This window comes from Fuscovulum sp. (assembly GCA_035192965.1).
Lineage (GTDB): Bacteria > Pseudomonadota > Alphaproteobacteria > Rhodobacterales > Rhodobacteraceae > Paragemmobacter.
Window position 1 is genome coordinate 665,872 of sequence record CP136571.1, and the last position, 21,985, is coordinate 687,856.

Here is a 21,985-nt window from a genome sequence, read left to right on the forward strand (position 1 = left end):
CCGGCCCCCGGCATGTCAGAGGATCGACCCATGCCCTACCGCGCCCCCCTTGCCGATTACGACCTGCTGCTCACCCATGTGCTGGGGTATGGGCGCGTCGCCGCCACCCCGCGTTTTGCGGATGCCGGCGTGGACACCGCCACCGCCGTGCTGGCCGAGGCCGGGCGTCTGGCGGAAAGCGTGCTGGCGCCGCTGAACCGCACGGGCGACAAGCAGGGCGCAAGGCTGGAAAACGGCGTCGTCCGCACCCCACCCGGCTTCGCCGAAGGCTACCGCGCGATTGCACAAGGCGGCTGGGTCGGCATGGCCGCCGCGCCCGACAATGGCGGCATGGGCCTGCCCATGACGCTGGCCACGGCGGTGAATGAGATGATGTCGGGGGCCTGCCTTGCACTTCAGATCAATCCCCTGCTGACCCAAGGCCAGATCGAGGCGCTGGAACATCACGGATCAGACGCGATCCGCGCGATGTATCTGCCCAAGCTCACCTCGGGCGAATGGGGCGGCACGATGAACCTGACGGAACCGCAGGCCGGGTCTGACGTCGGCGCGCTGCGCACCCGTGCCGAACCGCGTGGCGATGGCAGCTATGCCATCACCGGGCAGAAGATTTACATCAGCTGGGGGGATGCGGATTTCATGCCGAACATCTGCCATCTGGTGCTGGCCCGCCTGCCCGATGGCGCGCCGGGTTCGGCAGGGATCAGCCTGTTTCTGGTGCCGAAATTCCTGCCCGATGCGGATGGTAATCCGGGGCCGCGCAACAGCCTTTCGGTCGTCGGCCTTGAACACAAGCTGGGCCTGCACGGCAGCCCGACCTGCGTGATGCAATATGATGGCGCGCAGGGGTGGCTTGTGGGGGAACCGCATAAGGGCCTGGCCGCAATGTTCACCATGATGAACAACGCCCGGCTTGGTGTGGCGGTGCAGGGCGTTGGCATCGCCGAGGCTGCCTTCCAGCACGCGCTGGCCTATGCCGAAGGCCGCGTTCAGGGCCGCACCCCCACGGGCCGCGCGCCGATCACCGATCATGCCGATGTGCGCCGGATGCTGGCGCGGATGCGGGCACAGGTCTTCTCGGCCCGGGCCATCGCGCTGTCTTGCGCCGTGGCCATCGACATGGCCCGCGCCACCGATGCCCCCGAATGGCATGCCCGCGCCGCCCTGCTGACCCCTATCGCCAAGGCCTATGGCACCGATACCGGCAATGAGGTGGCGCATCTGGGCATCCAGATTCATGGCGGTATGGGCGTGATCGAAGACACAGGCGCCGCGCAATTCGCCCGCGATGTGCGCGTGACCACGATTTACGAAGGCACCAACGGCATTCAGGCGATGGATCTTGTCGCCCGCAAGATGGCCGATGGCGGCAGTGCCGCGATGGCCCTGATTGATGAGGTGCAGGCCGGATCCGAAGCCGCCCGCGCCTCGCATCCTGATCTGGCCGGCGAAGTCTGGCAGGCCGCCGAAGCCTTGCGCGACGCCACCGATGCCCTGCTGCGCCAGGACATGACCGACCGCTTCGCCGGGGCCGCGCCCTATCTGCGGGCCTTTGCCCTGCTGCTGGGCGCAGACGCGCATCTTCGCGCTGCCCATGCCACCGGCGGCGCACGCTCTGCGCTGGCCCGCGTGGCGATCCGCCGCCTGTTGCCCGAACACACGGCCCTGCTGGCCGAAGCGCGCGAAGGCGCGGCGCAGCTTTACGCCCTGTCGCCCGAGGATCTGGCGGCGTGAAAGACGCCCCCGAAAGCGAGTCTGGCATCCGCCACCCCTTTGCCACCCCCCCGGCCGAGGGTGAGGCAACAGAGGTCGCCCCCGGGATCCTGTGGCTGCGGCTGCCACTGCCCATGGCGCTGGATCATGTGAATGTCTATGCGCTGGACGATGGCGATGGCTGGACCATCGTTGATACCGGCTTTGCCTCGAACCGCGCCCGCGCGATCTGGCAGCGCCTGCTGGAGGGCCCGCTTGCCGGGCGGCCTGTGAAACGGGTGATCGTCACCCATTACCACCCCGATCACATCGGCCTTGCCGGGTGGTTTCAGGCGCAGGGCGCGGAACTGGTCACGACGCGGACAAGCTGGCTTTATGCCCGGATGCTGGTGCTGGATGAACACGCGCTGCCCCTGCCGCAAGCGGTGGAGTTTCAGCGCCGCGCCGGGGTATCCGAGGCGCGGCTGCACAGCTATGCCACCACCCGGCCCTTTAATTTTGCTGATGTCGTGGCCCCGCTTCCCCCCGGTTTCACCCGGATCAAGGACGGCGACACGATCACCGCCGCAGGTCGCCGCTGGCGCGTGCGCTGCGGCGATGGCCATGCGCCGGAACATGCCACGCTCTGGTCGATGGACGACGCGCTGATCCTTGGCGGGGATCAGCTTCTGCCGGGCATCTCTGCCAATATCGGTGTCTATCCGACCGAACCCGATGCAGACCCGCTTTCCGAATGGCTGGACAGCTGCACCCGCCTTTCCGCCTTTGCAACGGACGATCAGCTTGTCCTGCCCGGCCACAAACTGCCCTTTACCGGGCTGCCCCTGCGCCTGCGCCAGATGGCCGAAAACCACGAATCCGCGCTGGCCCGCCTGATGGATCACCTTGCCACCCCGCAGGTCGCCGCCGACTGCTTTCTGCCGCTGTTCAAGCGCCAGATCGACGGGCCGGAATTCGGCATGGCGCTGGTCGAATCGGTGGCGCATCTGAACTGCCTGTTGCAGCGTGGGCGCGTCTTTCGCAGGCTGAACGCACAAGGCGCGTGGCTTTGGCAGCGCCTTCCGGGCTGAACACCCCCGCTTGTGCGGCAATCCGGCACCCCTTGCTGCGCCGTAAGGCGTGACATGGATACATGAATCGGCTATCTCGCCGGAAAGACGAAGAAAGGGAACCGAAATGGCCGATCACAAGAGCGACTTCAAACCCGGCAGCATGGATATCCGCGCGCAGGAAAAGACCTTCGCCGGTTTCCTCAAGTTCACGCAATGGGGCGTGGTGATCATCATCGCGATCCTGATCTTCATGGCGCTTGCCAACGCCTGACCGGACCTGACGGATTTTCAGCCCAACTTATTGGATCATCCCATGCTGCGCGCTTTTCTTTCCCTTCTCGCGCTTCTGACCCTTGCGGCCTGCGGGGCAGAGCCTGTCTGGGCACCGGAAGAGCGGGTTCAGGCCGCGCGCTATGTGCATGATGGCCCGCCGTCGATCACCCTGTTCACGGTGATCAACAACCGCTCCAATGCCGGGGCGCATAGCGGGCTGATGATCAACGGGACAGAGCGTATCATGTTCGATCCGGCCGGAACCTGGCAGCATCCGCGCATCCCGGAACGCAATGATGTGCATTACGGCATCACCCCGCGCATCGTGAATTTCTACATCGACTATCACGCCCGCGAAACCTTCCGCGTGGTGGAACAGACGGTCATCGTATCGCCCGGCGTGGCTGCGCTGGTGGCCCAGCGGGCCAAGGCCTATGGCGCGGTGCCAAAGGCGCAATGCGCCAAGTCGGTGACGGAAATCCTGCGCGGCGTGCCGGGGTTCGAAAACGTGCGGTCCAGCTGGTATCCCAACAAGATCATGGATGATTTCGCCAAGATCCCCGGCGTCACCACCCGCGTGATCCGTGATGAGGATGCCGACAAGAACCACGGCGTGTTGCTGGTGCAGGCGGGCGAAGCGCCGATCTAACCCGCAGATCTAACCCACCGATTTAACCGACTGTCGCCAGCAGCGCATAGAGCGTGGCACCGCCCGCCAGGATGGCGGCCATGGTGCTGCGCGTGGCCATCCCCACTGCCAGCGTCACCAGCGCCGCCGCCAGCCGCGCGGGATCTGTCTCACCCCCCGTCGCGGGCGGCCACAGCACACCGGGGGCCACCAGCGCGGGCAGCACTGCCACTGCCGTATAGCGCAGCGCCCGCGTCAGCCAGACGGGCAGGGGCCTTGTGCCCAGCGTCCCCAGAAATGAGAACCGAATGGCATAGGTTCCCAGCGCCAGCGCGGGCATGACGATCCAGAAGGTGGATTTGTCGATCATCCCCGCCGCTCCAGCCGCTGTTCCAGCATGGCGCCGGCGGCCATCGCCACCCCTGCCGCGATCAGCAGCCCTGTGCCCCAGGGCAAACCCGCCAGCAGCAGCGACAACAGGATCGACACCCCCGCCGCCACCAGATGCGGCAGACTGCGCAGCATCGGTGCGACCATCGCCAGAAAGGTGATCGGCAGCGCGAAATCCAGCGCATATTCGGGCGGTATCGCCTGCCCGATCATCCCGCCCGCCAGCGATGCCAGAAACCACAGCGGCGCCACTGCCACCACCGCGCCAAAGAACACCGCGTGCTTTTCCGCGGCCGTCATGGTGGGGTTGCGGTCAATCTCGGCCACTGTGGTGGCAAAGCTCTGATCCACCAGAAAATAGGCCATCAGCGCCCTCGACCGCAGCGGCAGCGTGCCGAAATGCGGGGCCAGCGTGACCGAATACATCACCATCCGCAGGTTCACCGCCAAAGCCGTGGCCAGCACCACCAGCACCGGCGCATTCTCCTGCATCGTCTGCAAGGCGGCGAATTGCGATGCGCCTGCAAAGACCGACACGGAAAACAGCATGGTTTCAAACACGTTCAGCCCGGCCTCTGTCGCCACCACCCCGAACAGCAACGCAAAGGGGCCGACGACAATCGTCATCGGCAGAGCGGCAAACAGGCCACGAAGAAAAGCCTTGCGGGTGGGTGACATGCGCGCCTGCGCTTTACCTTGCATGAGCTTCGGCTTAGGCCATTGGTCAGCAAAGCGGAAGGGCGCATCGTGCGGATATTCGGGGTGATCCTTGCAGGCGGGCAGGGCCGGCGGATGGGCGGGGCCGATAAGGCCATGCTTGCCCTTGCCGGGCGGCCGCTGATCGCCCATGTCACCGACCGGCTGGAACCGCAGGTGGAACGTCTGGCCATTAGCGCGAATGGCGATGCCGCCCGTTTCGCCGCCCTGCGCCTGCCCGTGCTGGCCGATCTGCGATCTGAGGGGCCGCTGTCGGGCATCCTGTCGGCGCTGGACTGGGCCGCGCCACTGGGCGCGACCGCCGTGGTGTCGGCCCCCGTTGATGCACCTTTCCTGCCGCCTGATCTGGTGCCGCGCCTGATCCTTGCCGGGGAATCCACCCTTGGCTGCGCGCTTGCCCGCTCGGGTGGGAATGACCATCCGACCTTCGGCCTGTGGCCTGTTGCCCTGCGCGACCCCCTGCGCGCTTTCCTTGCCAGTGGCGAAAAACCCCGCGTCCGCAGCTTTGCCGATGCCCAGAACGCCGCCCGCGCCGATTTTCCCGATGACGGGGCCTTTGCCAACCTTAACACGCCAGAAGACCTTGCCGCCGCCGCCACCCGCATCGGGGGCATGGGATGAAGGTTTACGGCGTCATCGGGTGGAAGAATTCGGGCAAGACCAGCCTGATGGAACGGCTGGTGGCCGAGATCACTGGGCGCGGCTTTTCCGTCTCGACTGTCAAGCATGTCCATCACGCGGTAGACCTTGATCAGCCCGGCAAAGACACCTTTCGCCACCGTCAGGCCGGCGCGCGTGAGGTGGTACTGGCCTCAAAAGACCGTTTCGCCCTGATGGTGGAACATCGCGGCCCGGAACCAGACCTTGCCGCCGTGCTGGCCCGCTTGGCCCCCGTCGATCTGGTGCTGGTCGAAGGATACAAGCGCGACAGCCACCAGAAAATCGAGGTCTGGCGCAGCGAGACCGGGCAGGACATGATTCAGCCCGGCGATCCCCTGATCCGCGCCGTGGCCACCGATGCAACCGGCCTTGCCCTGACGGTGCCGGTGCTGGACCTGAACGACACCGCCGCCGTTGCCGATTTCATCCTTGCGGAAACCGGCCTTGCCTCCCCCCGTTTCGACACCGTCGCCATTGTCGACTGGTCCGCCACCAACGGGCCCTCACCCGCCAAACCTTCGGCCGATGCCATCTGGATCGGCACCGCCACCGCGCAGGGCGAAACCGCGCAGTATTTCCGGACACGGGCCGAGGCAGAGGCGCATCTGGCTACCCTTATCGCCACGGAACAGGCCGCCAACCGCCGCCTGCTGGTGGGTTTCGATTTCCCGATGGGCTATCCCACCGGATTTGCCGCCCGCCTGACCGGGCAGGCAGACCCCCGCGCCATCTGGCGCTGGCTGGCCGATCACATCACCGATGACGCCAACCGCAACAACCGCTTTGCCGTGGCCGATGCGATCAATGCAGGCATCGGCGGCGGCCCCTTCTGGGGCCGTCCCGCCGGACTGAACCTGCCGCATCTGCCGGAACGCAAGGCCGTGGACTACCCCGCCCTCGGCCTGCCCGAACGCCGGGCGGCGGAAACCCATGTCCCCCGCGCGCAGCCCGTGTGGAAACTCTTCACCACCGGCTCTGTCGGGTCACAGGCGCTGATGGGGCTGCCCATGATCCACCGCCTGTCGCAAACCCCCGGCACCGCCGTCTGGCCTTTTGATCCTGTCCCCGCTGCCCGCGTCGTACTGGCCGAGGTTTATCCCTCGCTCCTTGCCCCGCTGGTGGCGCAGACCCCCGGCATCAAGGATGCCGCGCAGGTCACGCTTCTTGCCCGCGCGCTGTTTCGGCTTTCGGCGCAAGGCGGCCTAGCGCCCCTTCTCACCCCGCCAAATCTGCCCGAAATCGCCGAGGAAGGCTGGATCCTTGGCGCGGGCCACGCGGCGGCCTTGCTTGCTGCTGCGGGGCAAATGCCATGATCCGCATCGAACTGGGCCTTCCCGAATATCTGCGCCCACAGGCCGCCGTCCTGTATTGGCAGGCTTTTGGCGGCAAGCTTGGCCGTGTGCTGGGGCCGGATGAACGGGCACTGGCCTTCCTTGAACGCGTCATGCGCGCTGACCATTGCCTGACGGCCTTTGACAGCAACGGCAACCTTGTCGGGCTGGCAGGGTTCAAATCCGAACAGGGCAGCTTTGCCGGCGGGTCCGAGACCGACCTCCGCGCCATCTATGGCCCCGTCGGCGGGCGCTGGCGCGCGCAACTCTTGCGCCTTTTGGGGAATGAGGCTGACAACAGCCGATTTCTTCTGGATGGCCTGTGCGTCAGCGATGCGGTGCGCGGGCAGGGCGTCGGCACCTTGCTGCTTGAGGCCATCGTCGCGGAAGGCCGCGCCCGCGGATACAGCGCCGTGCGGCTGGATGTGGTCGATACCAACGCCCGTGCGCGGGCCCTGTACGAACGCCGCGGTTTCGTTGTCGACCGGACCGAACCCATCGGTCCCCTGCGCCTGATCTTCGGTTTTCGCGCGGCACATTCTATGGTGCGCCCGATCTGACCCCCGCCTTTTGGCGACGATCCTGCAACAGCGCGCCCGACCATGGGGCCACCGTTTCAGTTTCCGAGTGAAATCCATCAAATTTTCTGCATATTTGCCGAGCCATTGAAAAACAGTGGCAAACGGCCCCCGGGACGGGGTTTGTGACACACAACAAAAATTAGTGGGAACCGTGGAATGCTGAATGAGTTCAAGACCTTTCTGCTGAGAGGCAACGTGATGGACCTCGCCGTAGGTATCATCATCGGTGCGGCCTTCACCGCCATCGTGAACAGCCTTGTCGGGGATCTGATCAACCCGATCATCGGCCTGATCCTGGGCGGCATCAACTTCTCGGATATGTTCATCGATCTGTCCGGCACCAGCCCGGCATCGCTGGCAGCAGCAAAGGAATCCGGCGCAGCGGTCTTTGCCTATGGTGCTTTCGTCACCGCGCTGATCAACTTCGTCATCATCGGCTGGGTGGTGTTCGTGCTGGTCAAGGCGATGAACAAGCTGATGCCGAAAAAGGCAGAAGCCCCCGCCGCGCCTGCCGGCCCGAGCGAGCTGGATATCCTGATGGAAATCCGCGACTCCCTGAAAAAGTAAGTCAGGCGACAGACAGACAAAGGCCGCGGGGAATACCCCCCGCGGCCTTTTCCGTTCAGAGTGCCAGCGCCTCGGTCGGCGTGATCGTGGGCAGGCCCAGCGCCGCCCCCACCGCCGCATAGGTCAGCTTGCCCGCATGGGTGTTCAGCCCCGCCAGCAGATGCTTGTCCTCGGCGCAGGCGCGTTTCCATCCCTTGTCGGCCAAGGCCAGCATGAAGGGCATCGTCGCATTGCCCAAGGCCAGCGTCGATGTCCGCGCCACCGCGCCGGGCATATTGGCCACGCAGTAATGCATGATCCCGTCCACCTCATAGATCGGGTCCTGATGCGTGGTCGCGCGCGAGGTCTCGAAACACCCACCCTGATCGATCGCCACATCCACCAGCGCCGCGCCGGGCTTCAGCTCGGCCAGCTGCGCGCGCGAAATCAGCTTGGGCGCCGCCGCACCGGGGATCAGCACCGCGCCGATGATCATGTCGGCCTGCCGCGCGAGTTCGATCGTTGTGGCCGCATCGGCATAGCCGCATTTGAACTGCCCGCCGAACACATCATCCAGATAGCGCAACCGGTTCACCGACCGGTCCAGAACGGTAACATCCGCCCCCATCCCCGCGCTGATCTTGGCGGCATGGGTGCCCACCACCCCGCCCCCGATCACCAGCACCTTGGCAGGCAGCACACCCGGCACCCCACCCATCAGCACGCCACGCCCGCCATTGGCCTTTTGCAGCGTCCAGGCCCCCACCTGCGGCGCAAGCCGCCCCGCCACCTCGGACATCGGGGCCAGCAGCGGCAACCCGCCGCGATCATCGGTCACCGTTTCATAGGCAATCGCGGTCACGCCCGATGCCAGCAGGTCATGCGTCTGCGCCGGATCGGGGGCCAGATGCAGATAGGTGAACAACACCTGCCCCGCGCGCAGCCGCGCCCGCTCTACCGCCTGCGGCTCTTTGACCTTCACGATCATTTCGGATTGGGCAAAGACCTCTTCCGCCGTTGCCGCGATCCGCGCCCCGGCGGCGATGTAATCCGCGTCCGTGAACCCTGCGCCCACCCCGGCCTGCGTCTCCACCAGCACATCATGCCCATGCGCCACCGCCTCGCGCGCGGCATTGGGCGTCATCCCAACGCGGAATTCCTGTGGCTTGATCTCTTTCGGGCAACCAATCTTCATCTTTCATCCTCCCTGTCGGGCCTGCCGCGACGGGCGGCCCGTTGTGAAAGAAGTGTTGATCACATCCGCCGCAAAAACTGTGATTTCTGGATGACCTGCGGCCAGCCGCGCGGTAGATTTCTGCGATCCATGCAGGTTTCGCGAAAGAATCCGCCACAATGTCAGAACTCGACGCAACCGACCGCCGCATCCTGACCGTGTTGCAGAAGGAAGGCCGCATCACCAATGCCGAATTGTCGGAACGGGTGAACCTTTCCCCGTCGGCCTGCCATCGCCGCACCCAGCGGTTGGAGGAGGAAGGCTTCATTGCGGGCTACGTGGCCCTTCTTGATGCCCGCCGCCTGGGAAGGCCCACGACGGTTTTCGTGGAAATCACCCTGCAAGGTCAGGCTGACGAATTGCTGGACGCGTTCGAGCGTGAGGTCGCAAAGATCCCTGACATCCTTGAATGTCACCTTATGGCGGGGCAGGCGGATTACCTTATCAAGATCATGGCTGAAGACACCGAAGATTTCGCCCGCATCCACCGCCAATACCTGTCGCGCCTGCCGGGCGTGCGACAGATGCACTCGTCCTTCGCGCTGCGCACGGTGGTCAAGACAACGGCGCTGGCGGTGTAGAGCGGAATTTGACGCAAATTCCGCGCCGAAATCTGACACAGATTTCGCACCCCGCGCGCGTGCGCCCCGAAATCTGCGTCATATTTCGCCACGATTTCTGCGTCAGAAATCGCCCCCCGCCCGCCCGGTTAACCCCGCGCCAATCAATCCCTGCCACCGTCCACCCGCACCTTCTACCCTCCCAGCAAATTCCTTAACAAAACCCGCCGCGCCCCCTAACCCACCGTTCGCTGCGTGCATACACTTTGCTGCACTGGCGGCTGCACGGGGTGCTGAACGCGCAAAACGCGCCCCAATCCCCGCTAACCCGCTGATCCGACAATGAAAAACCCCCGGCCTTGCGGACGGGGGTTGATCGGGCGGGGCCATCATACAGATGTTCCCCCAGTGTCGCTGAACGGCTTAGAGGCCGCCCTCACGCTGAAGCTTTTTACGGGCGAGTTTCCTCGCACGACGAACGGCTTCGGCTTGCTCGCGCGCTTTTTTGACGGAGGGTTTCTCGAAATGCTGCTTGAGCTTCATTTCGCGGAACACGCCTTCGCGCTGGAGCTTTTTCTTGAGGGCCCGGAGGGCCTGTTCGACGTTATTGTCGCGGACGCTGACCTGCATGTGGTTGTCACCACCTTCCTAAGTTAGAGTTGCACTACAGTGTGCAGGCGCGCGCCCTATAACAAAGGAAACCGCCCCTGTCCACTGAGCGCCCCAAAGGAGACGACCATGGAACCGCAGAACACCCCGGAAAACGCCCGCGATCTGGTGTTGGAGGCCGCTTTGCTGCACGTGCCCTTTGACGGCTGGTCGGAAACCACCCTGCGCGCGGCCATCGCCGATTCGGGCGTGGCCGAAGGGTTGGCCCGCGCCCTGTTCCCGCGCGGCGGCATTGATCTGGCGGTTGCCTTCCACAAACGCGGCGACCAGCGGATGGCCGAAACCCTTGCCGCGACCGACCTGTCCCAGATGCGCTTTCGCGACCGCGTGACCTTTGCCGTCCGCACCCGGCTGGAAGGGATCGAGGATCGCGAACTTGTCCGCCGTGGCACCACCCTTTTCGCCCTGCCGCAACACGCGGCCGAGGGCGCAAAGCTGATCTGGGGCACCGCCGATGCAATCTGGAACGCGCTGGGCGACACCTCGCGCGATGTGAACTGGTACACGAAACGCGCCACGCTGTCGGCGGTCTACGGCTCCACCGTCCTGTACTGGCTGGGCGATGACAGCCTGGGTCATCAGGGCACCTGGGATTTTCTGGATCGCCGCATCGGCGATGTGATGCAGATCGAAACGATCAAGGCCAAGGTCCGGGAAAACCCGCTGGGCAAAGCGCTGCTTGCAGGCCCCGCCAAGGTGATGGAGAAATGGCGCGCGCCGACAGTCCCCGATGATCTGCCCGGCCGGTTCAGGAACCCCTTCCGCTGACGCGGCCGACAGGAACAGACGCATATGGAACTTTCCCACACGATGCGCGCGATCGAGATCACCGAACCCGGCGGTCCCGATGTCCTGCAACCCTGCACCCGCCCGGTTCCGGTTCCGGGCCATGGCCAGATCATCATTCGTGTGGCCTATGCCGGGGTGAACCGCCCCGACGCGCTGCAACGCGCCGGGTCCTATGCGCCCCCCGCCAACGCCTCGCCCCTGCCGGGGTTGGAGGCATCGGGAACCGTGGTGGAAATCGGCCCCGGCGTCACGCGCTGGTCCATCGGCGACAAGGTCTGCGCCCTGCTGCCGGGCGGCGGCTATGCCGAATATGTCGCCACGCAGGAAACCCATGCGCTGCCCATCCCCGACGGCCTGTCGATGAAAGAGGCCGCCTGCCTGCCGGAAACCTGCTTTACCGTCTGGTCCAATGTGGTGATGCGCGGGGGCCTCAAGGCGGGCGAGCGCTTCCTTGTTCATGGCGGATCATCCGGCATCGGCACCACCGCCATCCAGATCGCCAAAGCCTTGGGCGCCCGCGTCTTCACCACTGCCGGATCGGATGACAAATGCGCAGCCTGCGAAGGGTTGGGGGCGGAAAAGGCGCTGAACTACCGCAGCGGCGATTTCGTCGCCATGATGCATGATGAGGGCGGCGCGCAGCTGATCCTTGATATGGTCGGCGGCAGCTACCTGCCCCGCAACGTCAAGGCGCTGGCAACAGAAGGGCGGCTGGTGCAGATCGCCTTTCTGCAAGGTCCCAAGATCGAGCTGAACTTCGCCGAGGTGATGATGCGCCGCCTGACCATCACCGGATCGACCCTGCGCCCGCAAAGCGACCTTGCCAAATCGCGTATTGCGGCCGAGGTCGAGGCGCATGTCTGGCCGATGATCGCCGCCGGAAAATTCCGCCCCGTGATGGACAGCGAATACGCGCTGAACGACGCCGCCGCCGCCCATGCCCGGATGGAAAGCAGCGGCCATGTGGGCAAGATCGTGCTGAAGGTCGAGTGACCTAGACCTCGTCCAGCGCGGCTTGCAGGATTGGCGGCAATTTGGCCACCGGCATCCCGGTCAAGGTCTTGGCAAAGCTGCCCAGCAGGTGCAGCTTGCCCGGCCCCGACAGCGCATCCTGCCGCGCCAGTTCCGCCCGCACCGCGCCCAGAACCTGTGGCGGGGCGGCGATAAGGATGGGCCGCGTCCCGGCCACCTGTTTCAGATGCGCCACCAGATTTGCAGCCAATCGCGCGCCTGCGATGCGGTCAAGGTCGGGCTGTTCCATCGCGGACCGCTGGTCCTTGCCCATATCGTAAACCCGCCCCGGCCTGTCGCTATAGGGGGCCAGCGGTTCCGCTGCGATCCGCTCCACCTCGGTCAGATGGGGGCGGTCCACTGTCCCGGTGTTTTCCAGGATGATGACGCGTTCTTCATCCATCACAACCGCCCATGTTCCCTTTGCCAGAAGTGCCATGTCATGTCCTTTCGCGGGTGAGTCCCCGCCTGACATCAGACACCTTCAGCCAAGCCGCCGCCCTGATCTGGCGCAAGTTTCAGCGCACCGCCTCCATCGCCACGGTTCCCCTGCACACGCGCCCCACATCGGCATTGCAGCCCCGCAGGTCCAGATCGCGCGTCAGGCAGATGCGCACCTCCTGCACCATTCCGTCGCGGCAGGTCACCAGCACATCTTCGGGCGACAGGCCGGGATTGGCCTCAAGGAACGCCTCTTCCACCACATCGGCGGGCAGGCGAATATCCTGCCGCAGCCGGGTGAACACCTCCGGGACGGTCACGCTTTGAAACGCCTCGCGCGCCGTGCGGAAATAGGCTGCCGCCGACAGACCCGCGCACCGCCCGTGCTTCTTCCATTGATAGAACGCCGCGCCCGCACCGCCGAACAGATCGGCTTGCTGCGCGGTCAGGCTGCGGGGCGGATCACGCTCCACCGTGCGGCAAAAGCTGGGCCAGCCTTCCTCATATTGGGGCCACAGCCCGTGCAGCACAAAGGGCGTCCCGCGCCCGGCATCGCATTGCGGATCGTCGCGCGCATCACCCTCCAGCGCGCACCAGTTGGCCGACCAGGACAGCGCCATCACGTAATAATCGAAATCCCCGGCACGTTCCCCTTCGGCCCGCGCCGGATGGGCTGCAAGAAGGCCGGTGAGCAGGGCCGTCAGGGCCAGAACAATCAAACGCATTTTTGCTTTCCTCTGTCGTCAAAACTCACTATATCCGCCCGTGAACTTCCCCGAAATCGCGGAATGGCGACCCCGGTCGCAGCCGATTTCCCGGCCCGAGAGAGATATTGCAAGGAGCGATCCGATGACAAAGCCGCTTATGGCCAAGGCCACCGCCGTCTGGCTTGTCGACAACACCACGCTGTCCTTCAAGCAGATCGCAGATTTCTGCGACATGCACGAGTTGGAAGTGCAGGGCATCGCCGATGGCGATGTGGCCACCGGCGTGAAGGGGTTCGATCCCATCGCCAACAACCAGCTTGACGCGATCGAGATTGAACGCGGTCAGGCCGATCCGATGTATCGGTTGAAGCTGAAGCACAATCAGGCCGCGCAGGGCGAAGAAAAGCGCCGCGGCCCGCGCTACACCCCGCTGTCCAAACGTCAGGATCGTCCGGCGGCGATTCTGTGGCTGGTGAAATTCCACCCGGAACTGTCGGATGGGGCCATCGGCAAACTGGTGGGCACCACGAAGCCCACGATCATGTCGATCCGTGACCGCAGCCATTGGAACATCAACAACATCACTCCGATTGATCCGGTCGCGCTTGGCCTGTGCCGCCAGACCGAACTGGACGCCGCCGTTCAGGCCGCCGCCCGCAAGCGCGCCGCCGATGGCGTTGTGATGTCGGATGACGAACGCCGTAAGCTCGTGTCGACCGAACAGTCGCTGGGCATGTCGACCGATGCCAAGGTGCCCACCGATATGGACGCCTTCACCCGGACCGAGCGTGAAGAAAAGCCTGCCGATTTCTCGGATGCGGAAAGCTTCTTCAACCTGCCGCAGACCGATGATGACGAGGATGACGAAGAGGACGACGCACCGCGTCGCTGATTCCGTCCAAAGCCGGGGCCTGCCGGTCGGGGCGCATCGCGCCCAGTCCGGGTCAGGCCCCGCTTTACCCTAGAACGTCTTGCGCGCCCTGAGTGCCGCGCCAAGCGTACCGTCGTCCAGATAATCCAGCTCGCCCCCGATGGGCACACCCTGCGCAAGCGAGGTGACCGCCACGCCCGATGGGGCCAGCGCATCGGCGATGTAATGCGCCGTCGTCTGCCCATCCACCGTGGCATTCAGCGCAAGGATCACCTCGCGGATGCCTTCGGCCTGGACGCGGGCGATCAGGTCTGGCAGGCGCAATTCCTCGGGCCCGACGGCATCGAGTGCCGACAATGTCCCGCCCAGCACGTGATAGCGCCCTTTGAACACGCCAGACCGTTCCAGCGCCCAAAGATCTGCCACATCCTCGACCACGCAAATCTCGCCCGTTGCGCGGCGGTCATCGCTGCAAATGCCGCAAACATCCGCCGTGCCGATATTGCCGCAAACCCTGCAATCACGGGCGGAAATCGCCACCTGCGCCATGGCCTGCGCCAGAGGGGCCATCAGCGCGCCGCGCCGCTTCAGCAGCACCAGCACAGCCCGCCGCGCCGACCGGGGGCCTAGCCCCGGCAGCCGCGCCATCAATTCGATCAGCGCCTCGATCTCGCGCGGGCCATCGCCGCCGCCTGATGCCATGTCAGAACGGCAGTTTCATATCGGCGGGCAGACCCAGCGCCTCGGTCATGCGGCGCATCTCATCGGCCATCTTCTGCTGACCCTTGGCCTGCGCATCCTTGATGGCGGCGATGATCAGGTCTTCCACGACCTCTTTCTCCGATGCCACAAGGATCGACGGATCAATGTCCAGCCCCGTCACCTCGCCCTTGGCGGTGGCGCGCGCCTTCACCAGCCCGGCCCCGGCTTCGCCCATCACGATGGTGCTGGCCATTTCGGCCTGCATCTCGGCCATTTTCGTCTGCATGTCCTGCGCGGCCTTCATCATCTTGGCCATATCGCCAAGTCCACCCAGACCGCCCAACCCCTTTAGCATCGCATCTCTCCTGCATCCCGCCTGCGCCGTTCAGTGATAGGGTGCGCCGCAGGCTGGGGCAAGTCCGCCTACCCGCCCCGGTTACTTGGCCCGCCGCGCCTGAAACCCGCGCACCAGAACCACCGCCGCCGCCAAGACTAGCAGCACCACCACTGGGATGGCCGATCCGATGCAGCCTTCCTCCAGCGCGAGCGCGGCCATGTCGGACTGGCGGCTGACCACCAACAACCCCGCCAGCGCCAGCGCAGGCAGCGCCGCCAGCAGCGCCAGCCAGCGGCGCGGAAAGACCAGCGCCAACGCGATCAGCGCCACAAGGCCCAGCCCGACAGGCGAGGCAAGGATATACAGCGTTTCCGCACCACCTGTGACCGGCCCCTGATCAAGGGTCCAGCCGGGCCGGGTTTTATCGCAGACCTCGGCCCATGCCGTCTGCGGCACCAGCAGGGACAGCGCGATCAGCCGTCTTCGAAGGGATCCCATTCATCCTCGACTTCCGGCAGGGCCTCTGCCTCGGCTGCGGCGGCCAGTGCGGCGGGGGTTCTGATTTCGGCGATCTTGGCGCCAGGAAAGGCCGCCATCACCGCCTGCACCAGTGGGTTTGTCATCGCCTCGGCCTCGGCGGCCAGCCGCGCCTGATCGCGCTGTTCGGCAATCGTCGGGGCACCGCCTTCGCTGACGACAGACACGCCCCAGCGCGCGCCGGTCCACATCTGCAACCTCTGCCCCAATTGCGCGGCAAGGTCGGGGCGGGCGTCGCCGGTGGGCTGAAACTCGATCCGGCCGGGCGAATAGCGCACAAGGCGAATGCCCGTCTCCACCTCATACAGCAGCTTCATGTCGCGCTTTTCACGGATCAGTTCGACCACCTGATCAAAGCTGACGAACACCTGCAACGTGCCTTCGGCCACGGCCAGCGCCTGCGCGCCCCCGCTTCCACCCTGCATCACAGGGCCGCGCGCAGGTGCCGAAGGGGCCATCTGCATCGCGGGCGCATGTACCATGCGCCCCCCGCCACCCGCAGGCGCGCCGCCCGCCCCGCCGGGGGCAGGCCCCGGTTGCGGGCCGGATTGCAGCTTGCGGATCAGCGTTTCAGGATCGGGCAGGTCGGCCACATGCGTCAGCCGGATCACCGCCATCTCGGCGGCCATCATGGCATTGGGGGCCAGCGCCACCTCTTCCAGCGTTTTCAGCAGCATCTGCCACATCCGCGTCAGCACCCGCATCGGCAGGCGGGTGGCCATGTCGGTGCCGCGCGCCCGTTCATCCGGCGGGGTCGTGGGATCCTCGGCAGCCGCGGGCGTGATCTTGATCACGGAAATCCAATGCGTGATCTCGGCCAGATCGCGCAGCACGGCCATCGGGTCCGCCCCATCGGCATATTGCCCGGCCAGTTCCGCCAAGGCCCCCGCTGCATCGCCCGTCACGATCAGATCGAACAGGTCCAGCACGCGCCCCCGATCCGCCAGCCCCAGCATCGCGCGCAGCTGATCCGCCGTCACCTCGCCCGCGCCATTGGAAATCGCCTGATCCAGCAGCGATGTGGCATCCCGCGCCGACCCTTCCGCCGCGCGGGTGATCAGCGCCAGTGCGCCATCGGTAATCTGCGCGCCCTCGGCCCCCGCGATGCGGCGCAAGAGGCCCATCATCACCTCGGGTTCGATCCGCTTCAGATCGAACCGCTGGCACCGCGACAGGACGGTGACGGGCACCTTGCGAATTTCCGTCGTGGCGAAGATGAACTTCACATGCGCGGGCGGTTCCTCCAGCGTCTTGAGCAGCGCGTTGAACGCGCTGTTCGACAGCATGTGAACCTCGTCGATGATATAGATCTTGTAGCGTGCGCTTGCCGCCCGATAATGGACCGAGTCGATGATTTCGCGGATATCGCCAACCCCGGTGCGCGATGCGGCGTCCATCTCCATCACATCGACATGGCGGCCTTCGGCAATAGCGCGGCATGGCTCACACAGCCCGCAGGGTTCCGTTGTCGGCCCGCCGGTGCCATCGGGGCCCACACAGTTCAGCCCCTTTGCAATGATCCGCGCGGTGGTTGTCTTGCCCGTCCCACGAATGCCCGTCATCACAAAGGCATGCGCGATCCGGTCTGCCGCGAAGGCATTCTTCAGCGTGCGCACCATCGCCTCTTGCCCCACCAGATCGGCAAAGGTTTCGGGCCGGTATTTGCGGGCAAGAACCTGATAGGCCTTGTCGGGGGTGTCGGACATGGTGACTCCTTGATCCCGCCCACAGTAGTGCGAGACGGCCATGATGGGCAAGTTCGCCCGTCCGCCCCGCCCTCATTCCGCCGGCATTCCCGGCTGCGCCATCCTGCTATACAGCCCGGCAACTATGTCCCATGATCGGGCGAAGGCAGGACGGGGCGGCATGGCACGGCGACGGCGCAGAATTCTGGTCTGGGGGGCGGTTGGGCTGATCTGCCTTGCCATGACCGTGCTGGTCGCCCGGGCGGTGACAAAAAGCTATTTCACAGAAGGCAACGGTCGCGCGGAAACCACCCTGCGCCTGGCCGCCAGCGCATTGGAAGGTCACCTGCGCCGGTATGAGGCTTTGCCCGAACTGCTGGCAGACAGCCCCGATATCCTGGCCCTTGTGACCCGGCCGTCGGATCCGGCGCAGCGCATGGCGATGAATCGCTGGCTCAAGGGCAAGAACGCGGTGGTCCAATCGTCGGATCTTTATGTGATCGATTTGCAGGGCAACACCATCGCAGCGTCGAATTTCGACCAACCCGACAGTTTCATCGGTCAGAACTTTGCCTATCGCCCCTATTTCACCGAAGCAGCCGCAGGCCGTAAGGGGCGCTTCTTCGCCCTTGGCACCACGTCCGGCGTCCGGGGCTATTACTTTGGCGCCCCCATTCGCGATACGCAGGGGGCGGTGGCAGGTGTCGTCGCGCTGAAGATCGGGGTGGATGATATCGAGGCCAGCTGGCGCACCTGGGAATACCGCATCATCGTGAGCGATCCCGAAGGCATCGTCTTCATGTCCACCGATCCGGGCTGGCGCTACAAGGGATTGCTGCCCCTGACCCCCGACCGGCTGGAACGCACCACCGCGTCGCGCCGCTATGCCGAAGCGCAGCTTGAAGAACTGGTCTTTCAATCCGGCGCAGAGGGGGACTTCCCCCTGATGCGCCTGATGGCCGAAGACGGGTTGGAACATGAATATCTGGTGGCCGCCCAAGCCATGCCCGAAGCAGGATGGACAGTGCATGTCCTGCTGGATACGGCTTATCTGCGCGGGCAGGCGCGGCTGGCCATGGCGGCCTTTGTCCTTGCCCTTGCCGTGGCCTTGTCGCTGGCGGTGGTGGTGGCGCAGCGCCGCGCCCGGCTGGCTGAACGCATCGCCATGCAGGCCGCCGCCCAGACCGGGCTGGAGGTTCTGGTGCAGGAACGGACCGCCGATCTGATGCGGGTCAATCGCCAGATCGAAACAGAGGTGGCCGAACGGCGACTGACCGAACAGGAACTGCGCCGCACGCAGGCCGATCTTGTGCAGGCGGGCAAACTGGCCGCGCTGGGGCAGATGTCGGCCGCGCTGAGCCATGAGATCAACCAGCCGCTGGCGGCGGCCCGCAACTATGCCGACAGCGCGGCCTTGCTGATCGACCGGGGCGAGACGGGCCGCGCACGCGAAAACATCGGCCAGATCCTTTCGCTGATCGACCGCATGGCCACCATTGCGCGGCATCTGCGCAATGTGGCCCGCAAACCGGATGAGGTGCTGAAGGTGCTGGCCGTGCCGGATGTCATCGCGGGGGCAATGCAGATCGTGGATGCGCGGCTAGAGGCGGCGGGTGCGTCTGTCAGTCTCGAAATTCCCGACGATCTGCCCGCCGTGCGCGGTGGGGCGGTGCGGTTGCAGCAGGTTCTGGTCAATGTCCTGAGCAATGCCGCCGATGCGGTGGAAACCCTGCCCGACCGCCGGATCGACCTATCCGCGCGGGCCGAAGGCGGGGGGGTGGTCATCGCCATCCGCGACCGGGGGCCGGGGGTGCCTGCCGCTATTGCCGACCGGATTTTCGATCCGTTCTTCAGCACCAAGACGGTGGGGTCCGGCCTTGGGCTGGGCCTGTCGATCAGCTACAACATCATGAAGGATTTTGGTGGTGACCTGCGGGTCGCGAACCATTCCGATGGTGGCGCGGTGTTCGAGATTGTCCTTCAATCTGCCGACCTGCGCGAGATGGCGGCGGAATGATGCAGACCGTGCTGCTGATCGACGATGACGCGCAGATGCGCCGATCCACCGAACAGGCGCTGGATCTGGCGGGGCTGCCGGTGCGCGCTTTCGCCTCGGCCGAAGAGGCGCTGGCGCTGGCCGGGCCGGGGCTGAACGGCGTGGTGGTCAGCGATATCCGCATGCCGGGCATGGATGGCATGACGCTGCTGCAACGTCTGGCCGAGGTAGACCGCGACCTGCCCGTGATCCTGATTACCGGTCATGCCGAAGTCAGCCTCGCGGTCGAGGCGATGCGGCGCGGGGCCTATGATTTTCTGGAAAAGCCCTTTGCCGCGCAGGATCTGGTTGCCGTGCTGCGCCGCGCGTTGGAACTGCGCGCGCTGGTCGTGGAAAACCGCCGTTTGCGTGCGGTGGCAGGCCAGCGCGATGATATCGAGGCGCGGCTTCCCGGGCGCAGCGTGGCGATGACCGACCTGCGCCGCCTGTTGCGCAGCATCGGGCCAAGCGAGGCGGACACCCTGATCACCGGGCCAACCGGCGTGGGCAAAGAGGTGGTGGCGCGGGCTATGCATGACCTGTCGCCGCGTGCGGGCAAGCCCTTCATCGCCATCAACTGCGCGGCCCTGCCCGAGGCGTTGATCGAAAGCGAATTGTTCGGCCATGAGGCGGGGGCCTTTCCCGGCGCCCTGCGCCCGCGCTTTGGCCGGTTCGAACATGCGCGCGGCGGCACGATCCTGTTGGATGAGATCGGGTCGATGCCGCTGGAATTGCAGGCCAAACTGCTGCGCGTTTTGCAGGAACGGGTGATCACGCGGCTTGGGTCGAACGATCCGGTCGCGCTGGATGTGCGTTTCATCGCGACAAGCAAGGTCGATCTGGCGGGCGAGGTGGCGGCGGGGCGGTTCCGCGCGGACCTGTTCTATCGCCTGAACGTGGCAATCCTGCGGGTGCCGCCGGTATCGGCCCGGCGCGAGGATGTGCCGACCCTCTTCCTGCAATTGGCGCGCGAGGCCGCCGCGCGGCACGGGGTCGAAGATCGCGTCCCATCGCCGGAACTTCTGGCCGATCTTGCGGGGCGCGATTGGCCCGGCAATGTGCGCGAATTGCGCAATGCCGCCGACCGCTATGTCCTTGGGCTGGACTGGATGGAAAGCGACGGAGAGGAAAGCCCTCGTCTGGCCGATCGGGTGGCCGGGTTCGAACGCAGCGTGATCGCCGGGGCCATCGCGGCGCATGGCGGGCACCTGCGGCGGGTCTATGAATCGCTGGGGATCAGCCGCAAGACCCTGTACGAAAAGATGCAGAAACACGGGCTGGACCGGAAGCTGATCCTTGAGGGAGATGAGGCCGAAGGCTGACCCGCGCCACCGATGGGTGAAAATCCACCCATGGCTTTGGCGGCGATGTTTCGGTTTCCACCCATTCCCGGCCTTTGCCCTGTAAAAAGCACGCTGTCATGGGACCGTTGCATTTGCCCCGGCCCGCCCTTCGCGCCCTTGTGTCAGCGACCGTGCGGCCTGAGGAGCGCTGCGCGGCTGACATAGCCACGTTTGGGAGGACACCATGGCATTGACCAAATCGGTCGCCGGCATCGCCGCCGGCGCAATCCTGACTGCATCCGCCAGCCTTGCGCAGACCTATCCGGAACGGCAGATCACCATGATCGTGCCCTTCGCCGCCGGTGGGCCGACCGATACGGTGGGCCGCCTGATCGCCGAAAAGATGTCGGCCGATCTGGGCCAGCAGGTCATCGTTGAAAACGTCGGCGGTGCGGGCGGCACGCTGGGCGCCGGGCAGGCCGCCACGGCGGAGGCGGATGGCTATACCATCCTGCTACATCACATCGGCATGGCGACCAGCGCCACGCTCTATCGCAACCTTGCCTATAGCCCGACCGAAGCCTTCGACTATGTCGGTCTGGTCACCGAAGTGCCGATGACCATCGTTGCCCGGGCCGATTTCGAACCGGCCGATTTCGCATCGATGATCAGCTATGTGAAGGAAAACGCCGACACGATCACCATGGCCAATGCCGGGATCGGGGCGGCGTCGCATCTGTGCGGGATGCTGTTCATGCAGGCGGTCGAAGCCCCCATCGTGACCGTGCCTTACAAAGGCACCGGCCCCGCGATGACCGAACTTCTGGGCGGGCAGATTGACATCATGTGCGACCAGACCACCAACACCACCGAACAGATCAAGGGTGGTACGATCAAGGCCTATGCGGTGACAACCCCGGCGCGTCTGGACATCTTCCCCGATCTGCCGACTGTGGCCGAAGGCGGCTTTGCCAATATGGAAGTGTCGGTCTGGCACGGGCTTTACGCACCCAAAGGCACGCCCGCCGAGGCAACGGCACGGCTGACCCAATCGCTTCAGGTTGCGCTGGCCGATCCGGATATCGCTGCGAAACTGGCTGACCTGGGCACCGCGCCCTCGCCCGCCGCAGATGCCACGCCTGAGGCGCTGAAGGCCAAGCTGGAAGCCGAGATCGCGCGCTGGAAGCCGATCATCGAAACCGCAGGCGTCTACGCAGACTAAGGCAGGCAGGG

25 protein-coding genes are annotated in these 21,985 nt (G+C 65.3%); 15 read left to right on the forward strand and 10 right to left on the reverse strand.

What is annotated here, in order from left to right:
* Positions 1–30 precede the first annotated feature (30 nt).
* The 4 genes from RSE12_03295 to RSE12_03310 all read left to right on the forward strand — a co-directional run bounded on the left by RSE12_03295 (position 31) and on the right by RSE12_03310 (position 3,687).
* Complete coding sequence (locus RSE12_03295; protein WRH63376.1) at positions 31–1,734, forward strand: acyl-CoA dehydrogenase; 1,704 nt, start codon at positions 31–33, stop codon at positions 1,732–1,734.
* On the forward strand, positions 1,731–2,783 hold the full coding sequence (locus tag RSE12_03300) for an MBL fold metallo-hydrolase (protein WRH63377.1): 1,053 nt from the start codon (positions 1,731–1,733) through the stop codon (positions 2,781–2,783). The genes RSE12_03295 and RSE12_03300 overlap by 4 nt, the downstream gene beginning before the upstream one ends.
* A 106-nt stretch (positions 2,784–2,889) precedes the next feature.
* Positions 2,890–3,036 (forward strand): aa3-type cytochrome c oxidase subunit IV, encoded by a 147-nt coding sequence (locus RSE12_03305; protein WRH63378.1) that lies wholly within the window; start codon positions 2,890–2,892, stop codon positions 3,034–3,036.
* A gap of 42 nt (positions 3,037–3,078) precedes the next feature.
* Complete coding sequence (locus RSE12_03310; protein ID WRH63379.1) at positions 3,079–3,687, forward strand: hypothetical protein; 609 nt, start codon at positions 3,079–3,081, stop codon at positions 3,685–3,687.
* 22 nt (positions 3,688–3,709) lie between these two features.
* On the opposite strand, the gene RSE12_03315 is transcribed toward RSE12_03310, so the two are convergent.
* Together RSE12_03315 and RSE12_03320 are read right to left on the reverse strand one after the other, a co-directional pair.
* Positions 3,710–4,036: an AzlD domain-containing protein gene (locus RSE12_03315; protein WRH63380.1), complete on the reverse strand. Its 327-nt coding sequence runs from the start codon at positions 4,034–4,036 to the stop codon at positions 3,710–3,712.
* Positions 4,033–4,734 (reverse strand): AzlC family ABC transporter permease, encoded by a 702-nt coding sequence (locus tag RSE12_03320; protein WRH64725.1) that lies wholly within the window; start codon positions 4,732–4,734, stop codon positions 4,033–4,035. The genes RSE12_03315 and RSE12_03320 overlap by 4 nt, the downstream gene beginning before the upstream one ends.
* Before the next feature lie 69 nt (positions 4,735–4,803).
* Here RSE12_03320 and mobA point away from each other — a divergent pair, with 69 nt between their 5' ends.
* The 4 genes from mobA (at position 4,804) to mscL (ending at position 7,912) form a co-directional block, all read left to right on the forward strand.
* Positions 4,804–5,394 (forward strand): molybdenum cofactor guanylyltransferase MobA, encoded by a 591-nt coding sequence (gene mobA, locus RSE12_03325; protein ID WRH63381.1) that lies wholly within the window; start codon positions 4,804–4,806, stop codon positions 5,392–5,394.
* Positions 5,391–6,746, forward strand: coding sequence for a molybdopterin-guanine dinucleotide biosynthesis protein B (gene mobB / locus RSE12_03330; protein ID WRH63382.1), 1,356 nt, complete (start codon positions 5,391–5,393; stop codon positions 6,744–6,746). Before mobA ends, mobB begins: the two co-directional genes overlap by 4 nt.
* A complete protein-coding gene (locus RSE12_03335; GenBank protein ID WRH64726.1) occupies positions 6,746–7,324 on the forward strand; it encodes a GNAT family N-acetyltransferase in 579 nt (192 codons plus the stop codon). Before mobB ends, RSE12_03335 begins: the two co-directional genes overlap by 1 nt.
* A 177-nt stretch (positions 7,325–7,501) precedes the next feature.
* A complete protein-coding gene (gene mscL, locus RSE12_03340; GenBank protein ID WRH63383.1) occupies positions 7,502–7,912 on the forward strand; it encodes a large conductance mechanosensitive channel protein MscL in 411 nt (136 codons plus the stop codon).
* A 55-nt stretch (positions 7,913–7,967) separates the two neighbouring features.
* Here mscL and ald read toward each other — a convergent pair whose 3' ends face one another.
* Entirely contained in the window at positions 7,968–9,086 is a 1,119-nt protein-coding gene (ald, locus tag RSE12_03345; protein ID WRH63384.1) for an alanine dehydrogenase, read from the reverse strand.
* A 158-nt stretch (positions 9,087–9,244) separates the two neighbouring features.
* Here ald and RSE12_03350 point away from each other — a divergent pair, with 158 nt between their 5' ends.
* Positions 9,245–9,706 (forward strand): Lrp/AsnC family transcriptional regulator, encoded by a 462-nt coding sequence (locus RSE12_03350; protein WRH63385.1) that lies wholly within the window; start codon positions 9,245–9,247, stop codon positions 9,704–9,706.
* Between the two features lie 402 nt (positions 9,707–10,108).
* Here RSE12_03350 and rpsU read toward each other — a convergent pair whose 3' ends face one another.
* A complete protein-coding gene (gene rpsU, locus RSE12_03355) occupies positions 10,109–10,315 on the reverse strand; it encodes a 30S ribosomal protein S21 (protein ID WRH63386.1) in 207 nt (68 codons plus the stop codon).
* 108 nt (positions 10,316–10,423) lie between these two features.
* Between rpsU and RSE12_03360 the strand changes: the two genes are divergently transcribed.
* Complete coding sequence (locus RSE12_03360; protein WRH63387.1) at positions 10,424–11,122, forward strand: COQ9 family protein; 699 nt, start codon at positions 10,424–10,426, stop codon at positions 11,120–11,122.
* A 24-nt stretch (positions 11,123–11,146) separates the two neighbouring features.
* Positions 11,147–12,136 (forward strand): NAD(P)H-quinone oxidoreductase, encoded by a 990-nt coding sequence (locus tag RSE12_03365; GenBank protein ID WRH63388.1) that lies wholly within the window; start codon positions 11,147–11,149, stop codon positions 12,134–12,136.
* A gap of 1 nt (position 12,137) precedes the next feature.
* On the opposite strand, the gene RSE12_03370 is transcribed toward RSE12_03365, so the two are convergent.
* Positions 12,138–12,593 carry a host attachment protein gene (locus RSE12_03370; GenBank protein ID WRH63389.1) on the reverse strand — a complete coding sequence of 152 codons (456 nt, stop codon included), beginning with the start codon at positions 12,591–12,593 and terminating at the stop codon, positions 12,138–12,140.
* Positions 12,594–12,672: 79 nt separating this feature from the next.
* Positions 12,673–13,320, reverse strand: coding sequence for a ribonuclease T2 (locus RSE12_03375; protein ID WRH63390.1), 648 nt, complete (start codon positions 13,318–13,320; stop codon positions 12,673–12,675).
* Positions 13,321–13,444: 124 nt separating this feature from the next.
* On the opposite strand from RSE12_03375, the gene RSE12_03380 reads away from it, so the two are divergent.
* Entirely contained in the window at positions 13,445–14,194 is a 750-nt protein-coding gene (locus tag RSE12_03380) for a cell cycle transcriptional regulator TrcR (protein ID WRH63391.1), read from the forward strand.
* 69 nt (positions 14,195–14,263) lie between these two features.
* On the opposite strand, the gene recR is transcribed toward RSE12_03380, so the two are convergent.
* From recR to RSE12_03400, 4 genes are all read right to left on the reverse strand, one after another.
* The gene (gene recR, locus RSE12_03385; GenBank protein WRH63392.1) at positions 14,264–14,875 is read right to left on the reverse strand and encodes a recombination mediator RecR; all 612 of its coding nucleotides are present in this window, start codon (positions 14,873–14,875) and stop codon (positions 14,264–14,266) included.
* A gap of 1 nt (position 14,876) precedes the next feature.
* Positions 14,877–15,230 (reverse strand): YbaB/EbfC family nucleoid-associated protein, encoded by a 354-nt coding sequence (locus tag RSE12_03390; GenBank protein WRH63393.1) that lies wholly within the window; start codon positions 15,228–15,230, stop codon positions 14,877–14,879.
* An 81-nt stretch (positions 15,231–15,311) separates the two neighbouring features.
* On the reverse strand, positions 15,312–15,710 hold the full coding sequence (locus RSE12_03395; protein WRH63394.1) for a hypothetical protein: 399 nt from the start codon (positions 15,708–15,710) through the stop codon (positions 15,312–15,314).
* Positions 15,686–17,455 carry a DNA polymerase III subunit gamma/tau gene (locus tag RSE12_03400; protein WRH63395.1) on the reverse strand — a complete coding sequence of 590 codons (1,770 nt, stop codon included), beginning with the start codon at positions 17,453–17,455 and terminating at the stop codon, positions 15,686–15,688. The genes RSE12_03395 and RSE12_03400 overlap by 25 nt, the downstream gene beginning before the upstream one ends.
* Positions 17,456–17,615: 160 nt before the next feature.
* Between RSE12_03400 and RSE12_03405 the strand changes: the two genes are divergently transcribed.
* The 3 genes from RSE12_03405 to RSE12_03415 all read left to right on the forward strand — a co-directional run bounded on the left by RSE12_03405 (position 17,616) and on the right by RSE12_03415 (position 21,974).
* Positions 17,616–19,451 carry an ATP-binding protein gene (locus RSE12_03405; GenBank protein ID WRH63396.1) on the forward strand — a complete coding sequence of 612 codons (1,836 nt, stop codon included), beginning with the start codon at positions 17,616–17,618 and terminating at the stop codon, positions 19,449–19,451.
* The gene (locus RSE12_03410; GenBank protein ID WRH63397.1) at positions 19,448–20,791 is read left to right on the forward strand and encodes a sigma-54 dependent transcriptional regulator; all 1,344 of its coding nucleotides are present in this window, start codon (positions 19,448–19,450) and stop codon (positions 20,789–20,791) included. The genes RSE12_03405 and RSE12_03410 overlap by 4 nt, the downstream gene beginning before the upstream one ends.
* A gap of 205 nt (positions 20,792–20,996) precedes the next feature.
* The gene (locus tag RSE12_03415) at positions 20,997–21,974 is read left to right on the forward strand and encodes a tripartite tricarboxylate transporter substrate-binding protein (protein WRH63398.1); all 978 of its coding nucleotides are present in this window, start codon (positions 20,997–20,999) and stop codon (positions 21,972–21,974) included.
* The last annotated feature ends 11 nt before the right edge of the window (positions 21,975–21,985 follow it).

Excerpts from the sequence above, each read along its gene's own strand:
- RSE12_03395 (WRH63394.1), bottom strand. The coding sequence starts at position 15,710 with ATGGGATCCCTTCGAAGACGGCTGATCGCGCTGTCCCTGCTGGTGCCG.
- RSE12_03350 (WRH63385.1), top strand. The coding sequence starts at position 9,245 with ATGTCAGAACTCGACGCAACCGACCGCCGCATCCTGACCGTGTTGCAG.
- recR (WRH63392.1), bottom strand. The coding sequence starts at position 14,875 with ATGGCATCAGGCGGCGGCGATGGCCCGCGCGAGATCGAGGCGCTGATC.
- RSE12_03365 (WRH63388.1), top strand. The coding sequence starts at position 11,147 with ATGGAACTTTCCCACACGATGCGCGCGATCGAGATCACCGAACCCGGC.
- RSE12_03415 (WRH63398.1), top strand. The coding sequence starts at position 20,997 with ATGGCATTGACCAAATCGGTCGCCGGCATCGCCGCCGGCGCAATCCTG.
- RSE12_03390 (WRH63393.1), bottom strand. The coding sequence starts at position 15,230 with ATGCTAAAGGGGTTGGGCGGTCTGGGTGGACTTGGCGATATGGCCAAG.
- mscL (WRH63383.1), top strand. The coding sequence starts at position 7,502 with ATGCTGAATGAGTTCAAGACCTTTCTGCTGAGAGGCAACGTGATGGAC.
- ald (WRH63384.1), bottom strand. The coding sequence starts at position 9,086 with ATGAAGATTGGTTGCCCGAAAGAGATCAAGCCACAGGAATTCCGCGTT.
- mobB (WRH63382.1), top strand. The coding sequence starts at position 5,391 with ATGAAGGTTTACGGCGTCATCGGGTGGAAGAATTCGGGCAAGACCAGC.
- rpsU (WRH63386.1), bottom strand. The coding sequence starts at position 10,315 with ATGCAGGTCAGCGTCCGCGACAATAACGTCGAACAGGCCCTCCGGGCC.
- RSE12_03370 (WRH63389.1), bottom strand. The coding sequence starts at position 12,593 with ATGGCACTTCTGGCAAAGGGAACATGGGCGGTTGTGATGGATGAAGAA.
- RSE12_03360 (WRH63387.1), top strand. The coding sequence starts at position 10,424 with ATGGAACCGCAGAACACCCCGGAAAACGCCCGCGATCTGGTGTTGGAG.
- RSE12_03320 (WRH64725.1), bottom strand. The coding sequence starts at position 4,734 with ATGTCACCCACCCGCAAGGCTTTTCTTCGTGGCCTGTTTGCCGCTCTG.
- RSE12_03310 (WRH63379.1), top strand. The coding sequence starts at position 3,079 with ATGCTGCGCGCTTTTCTTTCCCTTCTCGCGCTTCTGACCCTTGCGGCC.
- RSE12_03410 (WRH63397.1), top strand. The coding sequence starts at position 19,448 with ATGATGCAGACCGTGCTGCTGATCGACGATGACGCGCAGATGCGCCGA.
- RSE12_03305 (WRH63378.1), top strand. The coding sequence starts at position 2,890 with ATGGCCGATCACAAGAGCGACTTCAAACCCGGCAGCATGGATATCCGC.
- RSE12_03400 (WRH63395.1), bottom strand. The coding sequence starts at position 17,455 with ATGTCCGACACCCCCGACAAGGCCTATCAGGTTCTTGCCCGCAAATAC.
- RSE12_03375 (WRH63390.1), bottom strand. The coding sequence starts at position 13,320 with ATGCGTTTGATTGTTCTGGCCCTGACGGCCCTGCTCACCGGCCTTCTT.
- RSE12_03315 (WRH63380.1), bottom strand. The coding sequence starts at position 4,036 with ATGATCGACAAATCCACCTTCTGGATCGTCATGCCCGCGCTGGCGCTG.
- RSE12_03295 (WRH63376.1), top strand. The coding sequence starts at position 31 with ATGCCCTACCGCGCCCCCCTTGCCGATTACGACCTGCTGCTCACCCAT.
- RSE12_03380 (WRH63391.1), top strand. The coding sequence starts at position 13,445 with ATGACAAAGCCGCTTATGGCCAAGGCCACCGCCGTCTGGCTTGTCGAC.
- RSE12_03405 (WRH63396.1), top strand. The coding sequence starts at position 17,616 with ATGGCACGGCGACGGCGCAGAATTCTGGTCTGGGGGGCGGTTGGGCTG.